Genomic DNA, 19638 nt, shown 5'->3' with positions numbered 1-19638 from the left:
TGTTGGACTCCCTCTCCCCTTCGGGGGCGAGGGTTCTGCAAGACCCCCTCTCCCCTCCGGGGGCGAGGGTTCTGTTGGACCCCCTCTCCCCTCCGGGGGCGGGGGTTCTGTTGGACCCCCTCTCCCCTCCGGGGGCGAGGGTTCTGTTGGACTCCCTCTCCCCTTCGGGGGCGGGGGTTCTGTTGGACCCCCTCTCCCCTCAAGGGAGAGGGTTGGGGTGGGGGGGGGTTCATACACCGACCTGCTGCGCCACGCCGAGTCCCTCGCGCGCCCCGGCCTGACCCTCATCCTGGCCGTGGGCTCCTGCAGCCTCGCGGTTGGCGCCGCCGAGACTCTCGCGGCGCTTCATGAGGAAGTCGTGCGGCGGAGCTGGAGCGCGCGCATCGTGACGGCCGGCTGCGGCGGGCTCTGCTGGGCCGCACCGGTCGTGACCATCGTCGCCCCAGACGGCGAGAGCCGCCTCCTGCCTCACGCGACGGCCGATCGCGTCCCGGCTCTCCTCGACGCGGCGGCAGCCGACCGGCTCGAGGTCCACCCAGGCGCCGGCGACTTCCTCGGCCACCAGCGCCGGGAGCTGACGGCGCGCTGCGGCCTGGTGGACCCCGGCGACATCGCCGACGCGATTCGCCGCGGCGGCTATGCCGCGCTGGCCGACGCGCTCGCGAGCCGCGATCCTCTCGCCGTCATCGAAACGGTCAAGGCGGCGGGCCTGCGGGGGCGCGGCGGCGCGTACTTCGCCGCGGCGCTCAAGTGGGAAGGCGCCCGCAGCGCGCGCGGCGCGCCCACGTACCTCATCGTCAACGCCGAAGAGGGCGAGCCCGGCATCTTCAAGGACCGCCACCTCATGGAGGGCGACCCGCACCGGCTCCTCGAAGGCGCGCTGCTCGCGGCGTACGCGTCGGGGGCGTCCCGCATCTACCTCTACATTCACGGCGAGGCGCATCTCTCCGCCCAACGCATGGCTCACGCGGTGGAGGACGCCCGGCGGTGGGGACTCGTGGGTGATCGCATCCTCGCCAGCGACTTTTCGGTAGAGGTAGAAATCAGGCGAGGCGCGGGCGGCTTTGTGCTGGGCGAGGAGACGGCGCTCATGGAGTCGCTCGAAGGCCGTCGGGCCATGCCGCGCCCCAAGCCCCCCTTCCCGACTGAATCGGGGCTCTGGGGGAAGCCGACGGTCATCAACAACGTGGAGACGCTCTTCGCCGTGCCGCTGATCGTGGCCCGCGGCGCCGAGTGGTGGGCTGCCCTCGGCCGCGGCCACGGCACCAAGTGCTTCGGCCTCTCGGGGCACGTGGCGAGGCCGGGCCTGGTCGAGGTGGATATGGGCGCAACGCTGCGCGATCTTCTCGAGCGTATTGGTGGCGGAGCGGCCGGGGGCGGCGTGGCCGGGGCTCGCGCGCTCAAGGGCGCGGTCCTGGGCGGACCCTCGGGCATCATCGTGCCGCCGCGAGATTTCGACGAGCCTCTCCTGCCCGGCGGCCGCGTGAACCCGGGCACAGGCGGCATCGTGGCCATCGACGAAACGGTCTCGGTGCATGACGTGGTGAGGACGCTGCTCGACTTCAACACGCGGGAATCCTGCGGCAAGTGCACGCCCTGTCGCGAGGGCACGGCCCGGCTCCGCGACATGCTCGATGCCGAGGCCTCCCTCGATCACGCCGCCGTCGCGGAGCTCTCCGAGGTTGTGCGCGTGGCTTCGCTCTGCGGCCTGGGCCAGGCCGCCCCGCTGTCCATCCTGTCCGCCCTGCGCGAGTTCCCGGTGGAGCTAAGATAGACACCGTGAAGCTGACCATCGACGGGACGACGGTCGAGGTCGCGGCCGGGGCGACGGTGCTGGACGCCGTCAACCGCCTGCGTATCCCCCTGCCCCAGCTCTGCAAGGACCCCGACCGCGCGCCGCTCGGCGCCTGCCGCACCTGCCTCGTCCACGTCGAGGGCCAGCGCGGCCTGCCGGCCTCTTGCCACCTGCCAGCGCGCGACGGGATGGTCGTCGACACGCGCCACCCGGACGCGGTCAAGACGCGCAAGGCCGTGCTCGATCTCACTTGGTCCATGCTCACGCCGGGCGAGGGTCGCGACGGCTTCGGCCAGGTCGGCGAAGCGGCCGGACACCATGCGCTCGCCGCGCCGAGCCATGCGGCGCGGCACCGATTTGCGGTGGACGAGTCGAAGAGCTTCTTCGTCCTCGACCGCGAGGCCTGCATCCTCTGCGGCCGCTGCACCACGGCCTGCGACGACGTCCAGCTGATCGGCGCCATCTCGCTCCTCGGCCGCGGCCACGACATGCGCGTGGGCGTGGCGGGCGACGGCCTGATGTCGTCCTCCGTCTGCACCTCCTGCGGCCAGTGCGTCGCGACCTGCCCGACGGGCGCGCTGAGGCCGAAGGAGTCGCCGGCGGTCATTGAGCGGGAGGTTGAGACAACGTGTCCCTACTGCGGCGTCGGCTGCGGCATCACGCTCAAGGTCAGACAGGACGGCAGGCTCGCGGTCATGGCCGACGACGTACCGCAGAACCGCTCGAGCCTCGGGACCTTGTGCGTCAAGGGACGCTTTGGCACCGGCTTCGTCCACGCGGGCGACCGAATCACCGCGCCCATGATCAAGCGCGACGGCGAGTGGCGCGAGGTGACGTGGGACGAGGCGCTCGACGCCGCGGCCGATGGCCTGGCGAGGAACCACGGGCGCTTCGGCGCCTTCGCATCGGCCAAGGCCACCAACGAGGACGGCTACATCATCCAGAAGCTCGCACGCGTGGTCATGGGCACCAACAACGTGGACCACTGCACGCGGCTCTGCCACTCGCCCTCGGTCGAGGCCATGCTGACGTCCATGGGCTCCGGCGCGACGTCGAACTCCTACCAGGACTACGAGGAGGCGGGCTGCCTGATGGTGGTGGGGGCGGACGCCTCAGCCAACCACCCCGTCATCGCGATTCGCCTGCGCCGGGCCGTGAGCCGCGGCGCCAAGCTCATCGTGGTCAATCCTAAGCGCATCGAGCTCTGCGACCAGGCGGACCTGTGGATCCAGGAGCGGCCGGGCACCGACGTCGCGCTCTTCAACGCGATGGCCAAGGTCATCCTCGACGAGGGCCTGGCCAACCTCGACTTCATCCGCTCTCGCACCGAGGGGTTCGAGGCCTGGGCCGCCTCCCTCGAGCCCTATACGGCGGACTACGCCGAAGAGATCACCGGCGTGCCGCAGGCGGCCATCGCGGAAGCCGCCCGCTGGTACGCGCGGCCGGCCTTCTCGGGCTCCTGCCTCATCTGGGGCATGGGCATCACCCAGCACGTGAACGGCACGGCCAACGCGCATGCGCTCCTGAACCTGTCGCTGGCGGCGGGCCAGATGGGCTTCACGGGTTCGGGCATCTCGCCGCTCCGCGGCCAGAACAACGTCCAGGGCTGTGGCGACGCGGGCGCGATCCCGACGAATCTCCCCGGCTACGCCGACTACTCGCCCGCGAGCCTCCAGCGCTTCGAGAAGGCCTGGGGCGTCAGGCCGCCCGCCACGCCGGGGCTCGTCGTCACGGAGATGACGGAAGGGTGCTTCGACGGGACGATCCGCGCCATGTACGTCGTCGGCGAGAACCCCATGCTCGCTGAGCCGGACCTCAATCACGTCGCGAAGGCTCTCAACCAGCTCGACTGCCTGATCGTCCAGGACCTTTTCATGCACGAGACGGCCGACCTCGCCCATATCTTCCTGCCGGCGGCGGCCTTCGCCGAGAAGGACGGCACCTTCACCAACTCCGAGCGGCGGGTGCAGCGGGTGAGGAAAGCCATCGAGCCGCCCGGTCAGGCCAGGGCTGATTGGTGGATCACCTCCGAGCTGGCGAAGCGCGTGGCGCGGCGGCTGGGCGCGCCGGCTCCGGGCTTCGACTTCGCGCATCCCTCGGAAATCTTCGACGAGATGGCTCGGCTCTGGCCCGCGATCGGCGGGCTCTCCTACGCGAGGCTGGAAGCAGGCGGCATCCAGTGGCCCTGCCCGACGGCGGATCACCCGGGCACTCGTTTTCTCTACGGCGAGGACTTTCCGACGGGGCGCGGCCGCTTCGTGCCTGTCAGCCAGGGCGAGACGGCGGCCGAGATGCCCGACAGCGACTATCCCTTCGTGCTCAACACGGGGCGACTGCTCTACCACTGGCACGGCGGCACGCTGACTCGGCGCGTGCAGGGTCTCCTCGAGCTGGCGCCGCGTCTCGAGATCGCCGTCAACCCGGCGGACGCGCGGCGGCTGGGGTTCGACGAGGGCGGTGCGCTCAGGGTGATCTCGCGCCGCGGCGAGCTCCACGGCTACGCGCACGTGACCGAGGCGGTACGTCCGGGGGCGATCTTCGTCCCCTTCGTCAAGCTCGCCGACTCAGCCGCCAACTTCCTCACCAACTCCGCCCACGACCCCACGTCCAAGATTCCCGAATACAAAGTCTGCGCCGTGAGGCTCGAGAGGGTCTAGTCGGGGAGCTCGCGGAGGAAGTCGTCGAGGATACGGGAGAAGGCGTCGGGGGCGTCGAGGACGAGGTGGTGGTAGACGCCCAGCATCGTCACGAGGGTGGCGTTCGGGATGGCCGCCGCCATCCGCTCGGCCATCTCCTTCGGCATGATCGGTGAGAGCTCTCCGCGCACGAGGAGCGTCGGCGCCTTGATGTTGGGCAGGAGCGCCCAGCCGTCCACCGGCTTCCGGCCGCCGTTGCACTGGGGGTCGAAGCGGTAGAGAAATTTCCCTTCGCGCTCGGCAATGCCTTCGCGGCCCAGGTGTTCGAGGAGGTCGGGCGCGGCCAGCGTCTCGGCCGGCAGGAGCCTGAAGCTCCGGAGCGCCAGGTCGAGCGTCTCGTGGCGCCGCGGCCCTCGGTGCCCGCGCTTGTGCATGGCCTGGAGGCGCTCGGCAGGCAGCGCCGGGCGGCTGTCCACCACGCAGAGCGCCCGCACCCGGTCCGGGTGCCAGGCCGAGAAGCCGATCGAATTGTGGCCGCCCATGGAATGCCCCACCACCACCATCCGCTCCCAGCCCAGGTGGTCCATGACGCCGACCAGGTCCGAGGCGAACTGCTCCGTGCCATAGCGGGCATCGGGCGCCCAGTCGCTCTGCCCGTGCCCCCGCTGGTCGAGAGAAATGATGTGGAACCTGTCAACGAAGGACGGCACCACGGCGTCAAACCAGTGTGAGTGGGCCGAGCCGCCGTGGAGGAAGCAGAGGGCAGGCCGGCCGGGCTGCCCCCACTCGAGGGCCCGGAGGGTCATGCCGTTGACGGTGAATGAGCGCCGCGCGGCCGCGTCACACGCATAGGAGGGTTGGGAGGTCATGGGCAGCATTGTAGCGCGGCGTGCAGAAAAAACTTTGGGCTGATCGCGCTTACCCCGTAGATTCAGGAGTGCGAATGGATCCTGTCCCGGTACCGGCCGACCACACAGAGCGCCCCGTCCTCTACGGAGCCCTCGTGGTGGGCACGCTCGTCGCGATCGTCGCGACGGGCTGGGTGCTCCTGTCGCCCTCCCTGCTCCTCCAGCGCCAGGTCGCCGCGGCGACCACCCAGCCGGCCGAGACGGCGCCCTCCGCCGAGCCCGCCGAGCGCGCGGTGCGCGGGCGGGTGCTGGACGCCGAGAGCGGCGCGCCGTTGGCGGGCGCGTCGGTCTGGGTCGGCCCCACCGAGGTCCGGACCGACGACGAAGGCCGCTTCACCACCGAGCCGCTCAGGCCCGGCGCCTCATTCCTCGTCAAGGTCCCGGGCTATGAGCTTCGCCGCCTGGCGGCGGACACGGACCAGGTGACCGTGGCGCTCGCGCCCAAGGTGGTGCGCGCCGCCTACCTGACCTACTACGGCGTGGCCGACAAGGGCATCCGCGGCCGGGTGCTCGAGCTCGTGGCGCGCACCGAGCTGAACGCCGTGGTGATCGACGTCAAAGGCGATCGCGGCCTCATCCCCTACCGCACCGCCGTGCCGCTGGCCCTCGAGGCTGGCGCGCAGGGGCCGGTCATCATCAAGGACTTCGACGGGCTCATGGCCTCGCTCAAGGCGAAGAACGTCTACACCATCGCGCGCATCGTCACCTTCAAGGACAACGTGCTCGCCCAGCGCCGCCCCGACTGGGCCGTCATCGACACGCGTACGGGCAAGCCCTGGCTCGACAACGAGAAGCTCGCCTGGGTGGATCCCTTCCGCGAGGAGGTCTGGGACTACGCCATCGCCGTGGCCAAGGAGGCCGTGGCGAAGGGCTTCGACGAGGTCCAGTTCGACTACGTCCGCTTCCCGACCGACGGCAAGCTCTCGGCGGCCAAGTACTCCCAGCCCAACAACGCGCAGACGCGGCTGCCCGCCATCGCCGGGTTCCTCGCCAAGGCGCGCCGCGAGCTCGGGCCGACAGGAGCCTTCCTCGCCGCCGACGTCTTCGGCTATACCGCCTTCAACGACAACGACACCGACATCGGGCAGCGCGTCGAGGAGCTCGCCCGGCACCTCGACTACATCTGCCCCATGGTCTATCCCTCCGGCTATCACCGGGGCATCCCCGGGGTGCGCAACCCCGTGGCCCAGCCCTACGAGATCGTCAAAGAGAGCGTGAGGCTGACGCGGAAGCGTGCTGCCACCCACACCGTCCAGGTCAGGCCGTGGCTCCAGGACTTCCGCGACTATGCCTTCGACAAGCGCATCTTCGGCGTCAACGAGATCCGCGCTCAGATCCGCGGGGCGCGCGACGGGGGGGCGGTGGGCTTCATGCTGTGGAACCCCAAGAACGACTACACGGGCGGCGCGCTCGCCCCAAAAACGACGGCCACGGCGAAGGCCATCCCCTAGGCGTGTCCCGCCACCTCTACGCCATCGCGCTCGCGGCCGCGGTGCTCCTGCCGGCGGCTGCCTCGGCCGGGTCGCTTCAGCCGAACGAGCTCGGGCGCGTGATGATCCTCGAATACCACAAGGTGGATCAGCCCGAGGAGCGCTGGACCCGCACCCCCGCCAATTTCCGTGGCGACCTCGACCGCCTCTGGGAGCGCGGCTACCGGCTGGTGGCGCTCAACGATCTCCTTGACGGCCGGATCGCCACCTCGCGGGGCACGACGCCCGTCGTCCTCACGTTCGACGATTCGTCACCCGGCCAGTTCAGGCTGATCGAGCGGAACGGCGACTGGGTGCCGGACCCCGACTGCGCCGTCGGCATCCTCGAGGCCTTCGAGCGGCAGCACCCGGAGTTCGGCCGCGCGGCGACCTTCTTCGTCCTGCCGGGGGCCGATCCACCCAACCGCCTCTTCGACCAGAAGGACCTGGCGGGGCGCAAGCTCCAGTACCTGGCGGCCCACGGTTACGAGATCGGCAACCACACGCTCTGGCACGCGAATCTGGCGAAGTATCCCGTACGCGTGGTGCGCCGGCAGCTCGCGACGGCGCAGGAATGGATCCAGCGCCACGTGCCCGGCTACCGCATCCGGACGCTGGCGCTGCCCATGGGCGCCTACCCCCAGGATATTCGCTGGGCCATCGAGGGAGCGGAGGGACAGGTCGCCTACCGCCACGACGCCGTCCTCAGGGTCGCGGGCGGCGCGGCGCCGTCGCCGCACGCGCGCGGCTTCGACCCGTATCACCTGCCGCGCATCCAGGCGCTCGAGAGCGAGCTCGCCCACTGGCTGGGCTACTTCGAGCGGAATCCACAGGAGCGCTACGTCAGCGACGGCGATGCGTCGGTGATCACCGTACCGCCGGGCACGCTCGACAAGGTCCGGCGGTCACCCGGAGCGAAAGTGGTGGAGCGGCAATAAAGGAGGGCTACTTATAGATGAGGTACGACGCGCGCCGCTGGAGAAAGCTCGCCCGATCCGCTTCAGCCCACTGCTTCAGGCGCGCGAGAGAGTCCCCTCGCAGGAGAGCCCAGATCGTCGAGCGGTTGACCAGGAGGTTCTGGATGGACGCCGCCCGGAACTCCCTCGGGTAGCGCTCGAGCAGCGTCCGCCCCATGGTTAGGCCGACCGTCACCGGGCGAAGTGCGTCGCGGTCAGTGACCACGAGCCGCACGCCGCCCAGCATCTGCCCCGAGTAGACGCTGGCGTCGGGCTGGAAGTTGACCGGCTGGAAGGTCACGCCGGGCATGGCCGTCGCGTTGAGGGCGTCAGCCAGACCGCTGGGGTCGGTGATCCAGGGCGCCCCGACCACCTCGAACGGTGTCGCGGTGCCCCGCCCCACGGCAAGATTCGTTGCTTCCAGAAGCCCGACGCCTGCGTACAGGAGCGCCTCAGTCAGCGAGCGGATATTCGGCGAGGGATTGACCCAGGGCAGCCCCGTCTGGTCGAACCACATGCTCCGCTTCCAGTGCTCGAGCGGCACCACCGTCAGCCTGACGGGGATCTTCCGCTCGCCGGCGACCATCCTGGCAAACTCGCCGAGAGTCATCCCGCTGCGGACCGGGATCGGGTGCGGGGCCGTGAAGGAGCGCAGGTCGGCGTCCATCACGGGGCCTTCGACGATGACCCCCGTGAGCGGGTTCGGCCGGTCGAGCACCACGACGGAGATGCCGTGGTTCGCCGCCTCCTCGAGGATGTACACGAGCGTCGTCAGGTAGGTGTAGAAGCGCACCCCCACGTCCTGGATGTCGAAGACAAGAGTGTCGAGCCCATGGAGCATCGTTGCCGTGGGCCGCCTGTCGCTGCCGTACAGGCTCCAGACGGTCAGGCCCGTGGCAGGGTGCGTGCCGTGGGGCACGCGCGCGTCCAACACGCCGTCGAGCCCATGCTCGGGCGAGAAGACGGACTGAAGCCTCACGCCCTGGGCCTTCGCGAGGAGATCGACGTTGCGCCTGCCCTCGGCGTCCACCCCGGTCTGATTCGTCACGAGCCCGATGACCCGGCCCTTGAGCTGCGCCCAATCCTCGATCGCGAGGACGTCGAGGCCGGTGCGGGCCCTGATGCGCGGCAGCCCGTCGGCCGTCACGCCGCCGGCGGGCTGTATCTCGCCCTCGCCGGCCGCGGGCACGGTATTGGGCGCGAAGAGCTTGGCGCCCACGATGGCGCTCACGCGCCGGCGAAGCTCGACAACGGAGCCCTTGCCCGCCGGGTGCACGCGGTTCGTCAGGATGATGGCATACGTGCGAGTCGGCGGATCCATCCAGATGGACGTGCCCGTGAAGCCCGTGTGCCCGACCGAGCCCACCGGAAAGAACGAGCCCAGGGTGCGCGAGTAGCCCGAGGCCATGTCCCAGCCGAGCCCGCGCGTGGCTTCGCCCGCCCCGTTCGGCGCGAACATGGCGTGGACCGAAGCGCTGGAGAGGTAGCGGCGGCCGCCGTCCATGCCGTCGCCGAGCAGCATCCGGCAGAAACGCCCGAGGTCGTCCGCCGTCGAGAAGAGCCCCGCGTGCCCGGCGACGCCGTGGAGCTGGCGGGCGCGCGGGTCGTGAACCACGCCGCGCAGCATCTGGCCCTGGAAGAACTCGGTCGGGGCGATGCGGGCGCGCCAGGCGGCCGGCGGGTTGAAGGTCGTTTCCCGCATGCCGAGCGGCTGGTAGAAGCGCTTCCGTGTGAAGCGGTCGAGCGGCTCGCCGCTCACCCGGCGCACGAGCTCCGCGAGCACGATGAAGCCCGTGTCGCTGTAGCGGAAGGGCGCCGTCGGCGACGGCTCCGACACGCCCGCGGCGAGCAGCCGCATGCCATCAGGGAAGCCGTTGGCGATGGCCTCGCTGGACGGCAGGTCGGCGAAGCCCGCCGTGTGGGTCAGCACCCTCCGCACGGTCAGCCAGGCCAGCTGCGGGCCCTGGAACTCCTTGAGGTAGCGGCCGAGAGGCGCGTCGAGGTCGAGCTTGCGGTCATCCACGAGGGCGAGGATCGCGGGGGCCGTCGCCACGACCTTGGTCAGCGAGGCGATATCGAAGATGGTGTCGGTCGTCATCGGCTCCACGGCCGGTGTCACGGCGCGCAAGCCCAGGGCCTTTCGGTAGAGCAGGCGGTTGCCCTGGCCGACCAGGATGACGGCGCCGGGCGTGTCGCCCCCGGCGACCGACTCGCGCACGACCCGATCGAGGTCCGACCAGTCGAGGCTCTGGGCCGCCGCGGCGGCAGGGAACAGGAGGAAGGCGGCCAGGAGGGCCGCGGCGCGCCTCAGCATGGCTCCATGATAGCGGCGCGCCCGGGGCGACTGCCGGAGAAAATCGCCGCCCCCGTGCTAGGATTCCACCGTCATGCAGCGGATCTTCGTTACGGGCGCCACGGGCTTCGTGGGGCACGCCGTGGTGCGGGCGCTCGTCGCCCACGGCTTCCTCGTGCGGTGCCTGGTGAGACCGGGCTCCGAGGCGGCGCTCAAGGGCTTCGAGTCCATCGACCGCGTCCCGGGCGACGTGCTCGAGCCCGACAAGCTCGCCGCCTCCGTCGAAGGGTGCGGAGCGGTCGTCAACCTGGTCGGCATCATCCGCGAGCACCGCGCGCGCGGCATCACCTTCGACCGCCTGCACACGCAGGCGACGGCGAACATGGTGGCGGTCGCCCACGAGGCAGGCGTCAAGCGTTATATCCAGATGAGCGCCGTCGGCACGCGGCCGGGCGCAACGTCGCGCTACCACCAGAGCAAGTGGCAGGCCGAGGAGATCGTGCGCGCGAGCGCGCTCGACTGGACGATCATCCGGCCCTCGCTGATCTACGGTCCGGGCGACGAGTTCGTCTCCGTGCTGGCCCGCATGGTCCGCCGCCTACCCGCCGTGCCCGTGCTGGGCGACGGCCAGTACCGCGTCCAGCCGGTCGCCGTCGAGCACGTCGCGGAGGGCTTCGCGCGCGCACTCCGGCTCGCAACGGCCGCAGCGCAGACCTACGAGATCGGCGGGCCCGAGCCCTGCCGCTTCGTGGATCTCCTCGATCTGATCGGCGCGGCGCTCGGACTGCCGCGGGTCCGCAAGGTCTACGTGCCGCTTGGAGTGGTGAAGGCGATGACGCGGGCGCTGGGCTGGCTGCCCTTTTTCCCGGTGACCACGGACCAGCTGATCATGCTGGAGGAGGGCAACGTCACCGACTCCAGCCGCTTCTACACCGACTTCGGGATGACTCCCGAGCCGCTGGCCCAGGGGCTCAAGCGCATGCTCGAGACGCCGTGACGGACCACCCCTTCAAGACCACCGGGCTTCGCCACGGCACGGACGACCCGCGCGGCCTGATCGAGCGCATCGACGGGCAGCTGGCGGAGCGCATCGAAGAGGCGGTGGAGATGGCCGCGCTCCACCTGCTCGTCGAGCTCCGCAAGCGGCACAACCGCCCGGCGCCGGAGACAGACAGCCGTGCCGACCGTGAGGAGTTCCAAACCCTGGCTGGCGAGCTCCTCGCGCATCTCGGACGGGCCTTCGAAGCTGGTCTCGATGCGGAGCGCCGCCCGGACCTGGAGCGGGCGCGGGCCGGGGGCGCCGATCCGCGCGCGCGTGAGCTGCGCGGCCAGATCTTCCTCGCCCGGCAGCTGCCCGACTACTGGCAGCGCCTCGAAGTCTACCGGGCGGCCCATGCCGAGGCGTACCTCGCTTCGCCGCCTCCGTCAACGGGCTTCCTGAAGCGCCTGTTCAACCCCTAGGCGGCCCTCAGCGACCCGGCACCCGTCTCCTCGAGTTCGAGCTGGGTGACAGCCCAGAGGTCCTCGCAGGAGTCCAGCGCCTCTTGCCAGCCGGCGTATTGCTCCAGCAGCGCCTGGCGCATCGCGGCGAGCCGCCCCTCAGCCTCATCGAGGCGGGCACGGAGCTCGGGCAACTGTCTGGCCGAGACCTTGACGACCCCGGCCCGGGTCGACGAGGCGATGCGGTCGAGCAAGCGGTTCAGCTCATCACGAAGCAGACAATCCAGCGGGTTCATGTGTCCCTCCTGTCCCCTATCTAATGATGGGCTTTGATACTAAACATACGACGAGTAATACGTCAAGCCTTTTCGACTTCCGCCTCACCTGCCCGCGCTTCGCTACATCCATGTCATTGAGACGGTAGACTCGGGCGAGAGCTTCGGTCCGAGCGTCACGACGCTGAGGTTTTCCCCTCGCGCTTGAGTTGAACAACTGTTATGGTCAGCAACACATGTTACAGCCATGGCTGCTTCTCCTGCTGAGCCTGCCGCCCCGCCCATCGAGCCTGCGGGTACGCGCATGGCGCAGGCTCAAGGCGCTGGGCGCGGTCGCGCTGAAGAGCGGGGCCTACCTCCTGCCCTTCTCTCCCGACCGCTACGAGCAGTTCCAGTGGCTCGCCCAGGAGGTCCAGAAGGACCGGGGCGAGGCGACCCTCCTCAAGGTGGACCGCGTGGAGAACATGAAGCAGCCCGAGGTCGTCCGGCTCTTCCATGAGGCCCGCAACATCGACTACGCGTCCCTTACGGATCGCTACAGGAAGCTCGGCTCGGCCAAGCGGCCACGGGCGGCCGAAGAGCTGGCGCGGCTGGCGCGCGAGCTGGATCGCCTGGCCGACATCGACTTCTTCGAAGCCCCCGGCCGCCAGCAGGCGCTGCGTGCCCGGGAAGCGGCAGAGCGGCGGATGACGGGACTGCCCAAGGCCGGCGCTCGGCCGGCCGGGCGGCTGGACCTCGAGGCCCTCCAGGGCCGCCGCTGGGCCACCCGCCCGCGGCCGCACGTGGATCGCATCGCTTCGGCGTGGCTCATCAAGCGCTTCCTCGATCCGGCGGCTGAGTTCGTCTTCGCCGCGGCCGACGAGCTGCCGGTCGACGCCATCCCCTTCGACATGGCGGGCGTGGAGTTCGGCCACCAGGGCGATCACTGCACCTTCGAAACCCTGCTTCACCGCTCGGGGCTTCGCGATCGTCGCCTGGCGGCCATCGCCGAGATCGTCCACGAGGCCGATGTCCACGACGCCAAGTTCCAGCGAGAAGAAGCGCGCGGCCTTGATCTGGTCCTGCGCGGGCTCCTCGCCGCGATCAAGGACGACCACGAGGCGCTGGCACAGGGACTGACCCTGTTCGATGGACTCTACTCGACGATTGGAGAGCGCCGATGATCCAACAGCGAACCACGTCGGGCCTCATACACTACTTCCTCTATCTCGGGAGTCTGGGCTTCGGCGGCCCTGTGGCCCTGATCGGCTACATGCAGCGCGACCTCGTCGAGCAGCGTGGCTGGTTCACGAAGGAGGAATACCTCAAAGGCCTCGCGCTTTCTCAGCTGGCTCCGGGGCCCCTCGCCGCCCAGCTCGCGATCTGCCTCGGCTACACGCACGGCCGGGTGTGGGGCGCCACAGCGGTCGGAGTCGCCTTCATCGCACCGTCGTTCCTCATGACCGTGGCCCTGGGCGCCCTCTACCTCGCCTATGGCGGGCTGTCCTGGATGCAGGCGGCCTTCTACGGCGTGGGCGCAGCCGTGATCGGGATCATCGTCCGCTCGGCGTGGAAACTCGGCACCATGACCATGGCGGGAGATCGGCTGCTCTGGGGCATCTTCGCTGTGATGGCGCTGGTCACGGCGTGGACCGAGTCCGAGATCGGCGTGCTCTTCGTCCTCTGCGGCGTGTTCGTCCTGCTGGTCCAGGCGCCGCCGCGCCGCCTCTTGGGTCTCGTGGGCTCGCACAAGGCCCTCTGGAGCGCCCCGTGGCCGGCCCTGCTCCTCACCGGTCTCGGCGCCACCGCGACTTTCGGCGTCCTGCTCGACATCCTCTGGTTTTTTACCAAGGCCGGCGCCTTTGTCTTCGGCAGCGGGCTCGCCATCGTCCCCTTCCTCTACGGCGGCGTGGTCCAGGAGCACCACTGGTTGAACGACAAGCAGTTCCTCGACGCCGTCGCGGTTGCCATGATCACGCCGGGCCCGGTCGTGATCACGGTCGCGTTCATCGGCTATCTCGTCGCGGGGATGGGCGGGGCCATCGCGGCGGGCATCGGCGTCTTCCTGCCCGTCTATCTCTTCGTCGTCATCCCGTATCCCTGGTTCGACAAGTGGAGCGCCAATTCTCAAGTTAGGGCCTTCGTCAAAGGTGTCACGGCCGCGGCCGCGGGCGCCATCGCGGGCGCCTGCTTCGTGCTGGGCAAGCGCGCGATCTTCGATTGGCCGACGGCTGCGCTTGCGGTGGCAGCGCTCGCGCTCCTGTGGCGCTTCAAGGTCCCCGAACCGATCCTCATCGTCGGTGCGGGCCTGATAGGCTTTGCCATCTTCTGGCTGCGAGGCGCGGCATGAGGTCACCCCTAGGGACGTGCGTCTGGTCCAAGGCCGACAGCATCACGAAGTTCGAGCCCCCTCAATTTGGAGACAAGCCATGACACATCAGAAGGTCCTTTTCGTCTGTCTCCACGGCGCGGCCAAGAGTGTTCTGGCCGCAGCCGATTTCGAGCGCATGGCGAAGGAGCGCGGCCTGCCCATCGCCGCCGAGTCGGCGGGCACCGAGCCCGATCCCGAGATCGCGCCGCCGGTGCTGGCCGCGCTCCAGGCCGAGGGCGTGGACATGGCCGGGCGAACGCCCAGGCTCGTGACGCGCGAGATGGCGGCCGGCGCCACGAGAGTCGTCGCTTTCGGCTGCGGCCTCGGCGCCGCGGCGCCCGATGGCGACAGGATCGAGCAGTGGGAGGACGTGCCGGCTGTGAGCGACGGACTGCCGGCCGCGCGCGCGGTCATCCGGGAACACATCGAGCGCCTGCTCGACGGATGGAGAGCAACATGAAGTGGATCACCCGAGCGAAGGCCCGCGTGGACAGGATCGCCTGCCCATGGCTCATCCGCCGCTTCATTGACAAGCAGGCGGAGTTCCTCTTCGTCCCCGATGCCGAAGTGATGGCGACGGCCACGCGTGAGGGCGCGACACCCTTCGATGTACCGGGAGTCGAGCTCGGCCATCACGGGGAGCGCTGCTCCTTCGACGCCTTCCTCGACAAGTACCGCCTCACCGATCCCGCGCTCCAGGCGCTCGCCCTCATCGTGCGCGGCGCTGACACCGACGCGCGCGGCATCGCGAAGGAGGCCTGGGGGCTCTACGCCGTGGCGAGCGGCTTCCGCGAAATCAGCCGCGACGACTTCGAGAACATGGAGCGCCAGTTCCCCGTCTACGACGCGCTCTATGCCTACTGCCGGAGCGGGCTGCCGCGTGGGGCGTGACGCCCGGCTCGTCTTCGTTGCGAAGTCGGCCCGCACCTTCTGCTACGGCTTCCTCGGCGTTCTCCTGCCCGTCTACCTGACCCAGCTGGGGCTGGACGCGACCGAGCTCGGCATCGCGGTGACCCTGACCCTGCTCGCCAGCACCGCGATGACGTTCGCCATCCGCTGGCCGGCCGAGCGCTGGAGCCCCCGGGTCGCGTTGATGGCGCAGTCGGTGCTCATCGTCGGCTCGGCCGCGCTCTTCCTCTGGACGCGAAATCCATGGCTCGTGGTGCTCGCAGCCATGATCGGCAATCTTGCCGTGGGCACGGGCGAGACCGGGCCCTTCCTCGCGCTCGAGCAGGTCATCGTCACGCGCGCCACGCCGCGCGAGCGGCTGACGATGGCGCTCTCCCTCTACAACCTGACGGGCTATGCGGCGGCCGGCCTGGGGGCCGCCGCCGTCGCGCGCGCAGGCGCCTCGCCGCGCTTCCTCTTCGCGCTCTTCCTGCTGAGCGGGCTCGTCCAGATCGCGGCCTACGGTCTCATGGCGTCCCGGAAGCCGCCGTCGGCGGCGGCCCGGCGGGCGGCGGGAGCGCCGTCGCGGCCCTTCGTGCGGCGCGTCGCGGCCATCTTCGCCCTCGACTCCTTCGCGGGCGGCTTCGTCGTCCAGAGCCTCATCACCTACTGGTTCTACACGCGCTTCGGCTTGGGTCTCGCCGAGCTCGGCTGGATCTTCTTCGGCGTGCAGATCCTCTCGGGTCTCTCGCTGCTGCTGGCAGCCCGGGTCGCGCCGCGGCTCGGTCTCGTCAACACCATGGTCTTCTCCCACCTGATCTCGAACGTGCTGCTGATCTGCGTGGCGCTGTCACCGGTCGCCTGGATGGCCGTCGCCTTCCTGCTGGCGCGCCACCTCCTCTCGCAGATGGACGTGCCGACGCGGCAGACCTTCCTCATGCTGGCCGTCGAGGACCACGAGCGTGAGCATGCCGCGGCCGTGACGAACCTCAGCCGGACCCTGGCCCAGTCCGTGACTCCCGCCGCGACCGGCTGGATCATGCAGGGGCTGTCGCTGTCGGCCCCCTTCTTCCTGGGCGGCGGGCTGAAGATCGTCTACGATCTCCTCCTCTACGCGATGATCCGCAATGTGAAGACGAAGTAGCGTGCCGGGCGGCGCTCAGCGAAGTAGCCGGCGCAGGCCGGCGTCAACCAGGCGCGGGGCGATCACGCTCGCGACCGAGAGGATCCACGACGGCCGGAAGGGATAGACCTCCGCGCGCGGCCGCCTGACGCAGCGGAGGATGCACCGTGCGACGTGCTCGGAAGACTGGATGGGGCCGTGGGATCCCGGCCCCGCGCGCCGCGCCTCGACCTCGTGGAACTCCGTCGCCGTGCCGATCGGGTACACCAGGCTGACCGAGATGCCCGTGCTCGCGAGCTCCACCCGCAGCGCCTCGCTGAACCCGCCGAGCGCGAACTTGGTGGCGCTGTACGCGCCGCGATAGGGCACGCCGCGGCGCCCGACGATGGACGAGACGTTGATGATGTGCCCCCGTCCCTGCCGCCGCATCCACGGCAGCACGGCCTGCGTGGCCGTGAAGACTGCCATGACGTTGAGCTCGAGGAGGGCGCGGAACTCGTCAGGCTTGGTGTCTTCCACCGTGGCGGACAGCCCCCGCCCCGCGTTGTTGACGAGGACGTCGATCCGTCCCCAGCGCGACGCGACGTCGTCAACCATGGCGCGCACCGCACCCGCATCGGTCACGTCGACGCGGTAGACCGCCGCCTCGCCTCCGGCGGCCGCGATCTGCTTCGCCAGCCGGTCGAGGCGCTCGCGCCGCCGCGCGCAGACTGCCACGCGCATCCCCACCCCTGCCAGAACACGCGCCGTCGCTTCCCCGATCCCGGCCGACGCGCCGGTGACGATCGCCACCCTGCCGGCGAGCGAGCTCAACGCGGTCGGCCCGCGGCTACTTGCCGGTGACGGCCTTGACGGCTTCCTGGGTGACCGAGACCATCCGGTCGAGCTGCTCCTCGGTGATGACCAGCGCCGGAGAGAAGAAGATGTTCTCCATCCGCGCGCGCGTGATCACGCCGCGCTTGCTCATCTCCTGCATGAGCCGCGCGCCGATCTTTTGGTCCGCGCCGTAAGACTTCTTCGTCGCCTTGTCCTCGACCAGCTCGACGGCGGCCAGCAGCCCCTTGCCCGAGCGGATGTCGCCGACGTTCGGATGGCTGTCGAACGCCGCGTGCAGGGCCTTGTGCAGGCGCGTGCCGAGGGTGGCCGAGCGCTCCGAGAGCCGCTCGCGCTCCATGATCTCGACGTTCTTGAGGCCGACGGCGCAGCAGGTCGGGTGCCCCGAGTAGGTGAAGGCGTGCATCCACTTGTCCTCGGGCTTGACCGAGTCCATGGCCTCCTTGACGTCCTTGGAGACCATGATGCCGCCCAGCGGGAGATAGCCCGAGGACACGCCCTTGGCGAAGGACATGATGTCGGGCAGCACGTTCCAGTGCGTCATCGCGAACCAGTGGCCCGTCCGGCAAAAGCCCGTGATCACCTCGTCGGCGATGAAGAGGACCTGGTGCTTGTCGCACACCTTGCGCACCAGCGGGAAGTAGTCGTCGGTCGGATAGATGACGCCGCCGCCGCCGTGGATGGGCTCGGCGATGAAGGCCGCCACCGTGTCGGCGCCCTCACGGACGATCGCCTCCTCGAGCAGGCGCGCCGCGGTCTGCCCCGCCGTCTCGCCGGGCTTCGCGCCCTCCTGGCGGTACGGGTAGCAGGTCGGGATGTGGACGAAGCCCGGCACCCGGGGCTCGAACATCTTCCAGTAGGGCGGCATGCCGGTGGCGCTCATCGCCTGGAGCGTCACGCCGTGGTAGGCGTTGAAGCGCGAGATCACCTTGACCTTGTCGGGCTTGCCCTTGGCCTTCCAGTAGAAGCGCGCCGTCTTGAACGCTGATTCATTCGACTCGGCCCCGCCGCACGTGAAGAAGACCCCCTGCATGTTCGGGTACGAGATCGAGATGAGCTTCTCCGCGAGCTGCACCGCCGGGATGTTCGACGAGCCCGCGTAGGCCGAGAAGTAGGCCAGCTCGCTCATCTGCGCCGCGGCGGCTTTCGCCAGCTCCTCGCGGCCGTGGCCGACGTTGGTGTTCCAGAGCCCCGCCAGGCCGTCGATGTACTCCCGCCCCTGGATGTCGGTGATCGTGGCGCCGCGGCCCTTGACGTAGACCATGGGCTCGAGGTGATCGCTCGGGTGATGCAGCGGGTGGATCAGGTGATCCTGGTCGGACTTGATCAGCTCTGCGGCCTGCACGGCCATCGGATGCCTCCTCGAGTGGATCAGCGATGATAAATGGACTGGGCGGGCGAATGCGCCCGGTAGTCGCCGCCGGGGATCGGCACGGCCCGGCGGAGCGGCCCGACGTACCAGTAGATGTACGCCGTGACCTGCCTCCCTCCGGCCAACCGCACCCCAACCTCCCCGCGATGATACTGGCTGCCCTCGACGGAGTCCAGCGCCAACCAGAAGCCGGGGTCCTTGAGCCGGTAGACCTCGCCGCGGATCACGCCGCCTCCGTCCCGCAGCGCGGCCGGGTAGCGGCCCAGATCGAAGAGGAGGCCGGCGACCTCCCCGTCGCCCACGGAGTCGGCGCGGCCCTCGAGCAGCGCGTGGAGCCGGAAGCCGCGCATGAGCGTGCCGTACACGAAGAGCAGAGGCTCAGCGTCCACGGAGCAGGGCCTCGAAGTCACGCAGCGCGGCGGCGTAGCGGGCGCCCGCCACCCACATGAAATCGTTGTGATGCGCTCCCGGAATCACGACCAGGGTCTTGGGCCCCGTCACCCTCTCGAAGAGGCGCCGGCCGTGCCAGAGCGGCACGATCTCGTCGGCCTCCCCGTGCATGACCAGCACGGGGCATCGCACCCGGCGGATCTTGTCCACGTTGCGGAACTTGTCGACGGGGAAGACCGGGATCCGCGTCATCACCCGGAGGGCCGACAGGAAGGGGCTCTCCAGAATGAGCCCGCCGACGAACCTGCGCGCCGCCAGGTCCACCGCCGCTCCGGCGCCCAGCGAGCGGCCGTAGAGGATGATCCGCTCGGGCTGAACGCGCAGGTCACGCGTCAGGTAATCGTACGCGGCATCGATATCGGCGTAGACGTTCGGCTCCGACGGCCGCCCCTCGGAGAGACCGTAGCCGCGGTAGTCGTAGGCGAACACGCTGAAGCCCAGATCCCGCAGGACGGGCAGCAGCGGCAGCACCGAGCCCAGGTCTTCCCCGTTGCCGTGGCTGAAGAGCACCGTGTACGTCGCCCCAGGGTTCGGAAGGTAGACCGCGGCGATCCGCTCGCCGCCGGCGGTGGTCAGCCTGAGGACGTCGGGCGTGTCGCGGTAGCTCGGAGCGGGAGGCAGGAAGATCATACGGTCGGAGGCGACCCAGACCCACGCGCCGACGGCCGCGTAGATGAACGCCAGCGAGAGGACGATGCGGAGGAGTGAGAACTCGGGGATCAGCAAACGCCTGAGCCGGGCCGGGCTCACGATGCCCGACTACGGCAGGCGGGTCTCGGTGGCCTTCGGCGGCTCCTCACGGGAGCTGGTGGTGGGCGAGCCTCAGCCAACCTTGATGCCGAAGCGCGG

General features: G+C 69.8%; 18 protein-coding genes. 11 read left to right on the top strand and 7 right to left on the bottom strand.

What is annotated here, in order from left to right; all coding sequences use genetic code 11:
- The first annotated feature begins 217 nt into the window (after window positions 1-217).
- Window positions 218-1774: an NADH-ubiquinone oxidoreductase-F iron-sulfur binding region domain-containing protein gene (locus Q7W02_00665; GenBank protein ID MDO8474702.1), complete on the top strand. Its 1557-nt coding sequence runs from the start codon at window positions 218-220 to the stop codon at window positions 1772-1774.
- 5 nt (window positions 1775-1779) lie between these two features.
- The gene (gene fdhF / locus Q7W02_00660; GenBank protein ID MDO8474701.1) at window positions 1780-4452 is read left to right on the top strand and encodes a formate dehydrogenase subunit alpha; all 2673 of its coding nucleotides are present in this window, start codon (window positions 1780-1782) and stop codon (window positions 4450-4452) included.
- On the opposite strand, the gene Q7W02_00655 is transcribed toward fdhF, so the two are convergent.
- Complete coding sequence (locus Q7W02_00655; GenBank protein MDO8474700.1) at window positions 4449-5300, bottom strand: alpha/beta hydrolase; 852 nt, start codon at window positions 5298-5300, stop codon at window positions 4449-4451. The two genes, fdhF and Q7W02_00655, sit on opposite strands and share 4 nt — an antisense overlap.
- Before the next feature lie 74 nt (window positions 5301-5374).
- Between Q7W02_00655 and Q7W02_00650 the strand changes: the two genes are divergently transcribed.
- Together Q7W02_00650 and Q7W02_00645 are read left to right on the top strand one after the other, a co-directional pair.
- The gene (locus Q7W02_00650; GenBank protein MDO8474699.1) at window positions 5375-6790 is read left to right on the top strand and encodes a putative glycoside hydrolase; all 1416 of its coding nucleotides are present in this window, start codon (window positions 5375-5377) and stop codon (window positions 6788-6790) included.
- A gap of 2 nt (window positions 6791-6792) precedes the next feature.
- Window positions 6793-7746, top strand: a complete 954-nt coding sequence (locus Q7W02_00645; GenBank protein MDO8474698.1) for a polysaccharide deacetylase family protein — start codon at window positions 6793-6795, stop codon at window positions 7744-7746.
- 7 nt (window positions 7747-7753) lie between these two features.
- Here Q7W02_00645 and Q7W02_00640 read toward each other — a convergent pair whose 3' ends face one another.
- Complete coding sequence (locus Q7W02_00640) at window positions 7754-10078, bottom strand: DUF1343 domain-containing protein (GenBank protein ID MDO8474697.1); 2325 nt, start codon at window positions 10076-10078, stop codon at window positions 7754-7756.
- Between the two features lie 73 nt (window positions 10079-10151).
- Between Q7W02_00640 and Q7W02_00635 the strand changes: the two genes are divergently transcribed.
- Window positions 10152-11054: a complex I NDUFA9 subunit family protein gene (locus Q7W02_00635; GenBank protein ID MDO8474696.1), complete on the top strand. Its 903-nt coding sequence runs from the start codon at window positions 10152-10154 to the stop codon at window positions 11052-11054.
- A complete protein-coding gene (locus Q7W02_00630) occupies window positions 11051-11518 on the top strand; it encodes a hypothetical protein (GenBank protein ID MDO8474695.1) in 468 nt (155 codons plus the stop codon). Before Q7W02_00635 ends, Q7W02_00630 begins: the two co-directional genes overlap by 4 nt.
- Here Q7W02_00630 and Q7W02_00625 read toward each other — a convergent pair.
- Window positions 11515-11793, bottom strand: a complete 279-nt coding sequence (locus tag Q7W02_00625) for a hypothetical protein (GenBank protein ID MDO8474694.1) — start codon at window positions 11791-11793, stop codon at window positions 11515-11517. The genes Q7W02_00630 and Q7W02_00625 overlap by 4 nt on opposite strands.
- A 215-nt stretch (window positions 11794-12008) precedes the next feature.
- Here Q7W02_00625 and Q7W02_00620 point away from each other — a divergent pair, with 215 nt between their 5' ends.
- The 5 genes from Q7W02_00620 to Q7W02_00600 all read left to right on the top strand — a co-directional run bounded on the left by Q7W02_00620 (window position 12009) and on the right by Q7W02_00600 (window position 16154).
- Window positions 12009-12935, top strand: a complete 927-nt coding sequence (locus Q7W02_00620) for a chromate resistance protein (GenBank protein ID MDO8474693.1) — start codon at window positions 12009-12011, stop codon at window positions 12933-12935.
- Window positions 12932-14101 carry a chromate transporter gene (locus Q7W02_00615; GenBank protein ID MDO8474692.1) on the top strand — a complete coding sequence of 390 codons (1170 nt, stop codon included), beginning with the start codon at window positions 12932-12934 and terminating at the stop codon, window positions 14099-14101. The genes Q7W02_00620 and Q7W02_00615 overlap by 4 nt, the downstream gene beginning before the upstream one ends.
- Before the next feature lie 79 nt (window positions 14102-14180).
- Window positions 14181-14582: a hypothetical protein gene (locus Q7W02_00610; protein ID MDO8474691.1), complete on the top strand. Its 402-nt coding sequence runs from the start codon at window positions 14181-14183 to the stop codon at window positions 14580-14582.
- Window positions 14579-15013 (top strand): chromate resistance protein, encoded by a 435-nt coding sequence (locus tag Q7W02_00605; GenBank protein ID MDO8474690.1) that lies wholly within the window; start codon window positions 14579-14581, stop codon window positions 15011-15013. Before Q7W02_00610 ends, Q7W02_00605 begins: the two co-directional genes overlap by 4 nt.
- Window positions 15003-16154 (top strand): MFS transporter, encoded by a 1152-nt coding sequence (locus Q7W02_00600; protein MDO8474689.1) that lies wholly within the window; start codon window positions 15003-15005, stop codon window positions 16152-16154. The genes Q7W02_00605 and Q7W02_00600 overlap by 11 nt, the downstream gene beginning before the upstream one ends.
- Window positions 16155-16169: 15 nt before the next feature.
- On the opposite strand, the gene Q7W02_00595 is transcribed toward Q7W02_00600, so the two are convergent.
- From Q7W02_00595 to Q7W02_00580, 4 genes are read right to left on the bottom strand one after another with little or no spacing between them, the layout of a single operon-like run.
- Window positions 16170-16946: an SDR family NAD(P)-dependent oxidoreductase gene (locus tag Q7W02_00595; protein ID MDO8474688.1), complete on the bottom strand. Its 777-nt coding sequence runs from the start codon at window positions 16944-16946 to the stop codon at window positions 16170-16172.
- Between the two features lie 16 nt (window positions 16947-16962).
- Window positions 16963-18318, bottom strand: a complete 1356-nt coding sequence (locus Q7W02_00590; GenBank protein MDO8474687.1) for an aspartate aminotransferase family protein — start codon at window positions 18316-18318, stop codon at window positions 16963-16965.
- 20 nt (window positions 18319-18338) lie between these two features.
- Window positions 18339-18728 (bottom strand): gamma-glutamylcyclotransferase family protein, encoded by a 390-nt coding sequence (locus Q7W02_00585; GenBank protein ID MDO8474686.1) that lies wholly within the window; start codon window positions 18726-18728, stop codon window positions 18339-18341.
- Window positions 18718-19539, bottom strand: a complete 822-nt coding sequence (locus Q7W02_00580) for an alpha/beta hydrolase (protein MDO8474685.1) — start codon at window positions 19537-19539, stop codon at window positions 18718-18720. Before Q7W02_00580 ends, Q7W02_00585 begins: the two co-directional genes overlap by 11 nt.
- Window positions 19540-19638: the final 99 nt, after the last annotated feature.

It is taken from the genome of Candidatus Rokuibacteriota bacterium, assembly GCA_030647435.1.
GTDB lineage: Bacteria > Methylomirabilota > Methylomirabilia > Rokubacteriales > CSP1-6 > AR37.
This window is presented reverse-complemented; position numbering and strand designations above follow the sequence as displayed.

Coding starts and splice junctions, on each gene's coding strand:
- Q7W02_00655 (MDO8474700.1), bottom strand. CDS start 5,300: ATGACCTCCCAACCCTCCTATGCGTGTGACGCGGCCGCGCGGCGCTCA.
- Q7W02_00615 (MDO8474692.1), top strand. CDS start 12,932: ATGATCCAACAGCGAACCACGTCGGGCCTCATACACTACTTCCTCTAT.
- Q7W02_00620 (MDO8474693.1), top strand. CDS start 12,009: ATGTTACAGCCATGGCTGCTTCTCCTGCTGAGCCTGCCGCCCCGCCCA.
- Q7W02_00650 (MDO8474699.1), top strand. CDS start 5,375: ATGGATCCTGTCCCGGTACCGGCCGACCACACAGAGCGCCCCGTCCTC.
- Q7W02_00590 (MDO8474687.1), bottom strand. CDS start 18,318: ATGGCCGTGCAGGCCGCAGAGCTGATCAAGTCCGACCAGGATCACCTG.
- Q7W02_00605 (MDO8474690.1), top strand. CDS start 14,579: ATGAAGTGGATCACCCGAGCGAAGGCCCGCGTGGACAGGATCGCCTGC.
- Q7W02_00610 (MDO8474691.1), top strand. CDS start 14,181: ATGACACATCAGAAGGTCCTTTTCGTCTGTCTCCACGGCGCGGCCAAG.
- Q7W02_00635 (MDO8474696.1), top strand. CDS start 10,152: ATGCAGCGGATCTTCGTTACGGGCGCCACGGGCTTCGTGGGGCACGCC.
- Q7W02_00625 (MDO8474694.1), bottom strand. CDS start 11,793: ATGAACCCGCTGGATTGTCTGCTTCGTGATGAGCTGAACCGCTTGCTC.
- Q7W02_00640 (MDO8474697.1), bottom strand. CDS start 10,078: ATGCTGAGGCGCGCCGCGGCCCTCCTGGCCGCCTTCCTCCTGTTCCCT.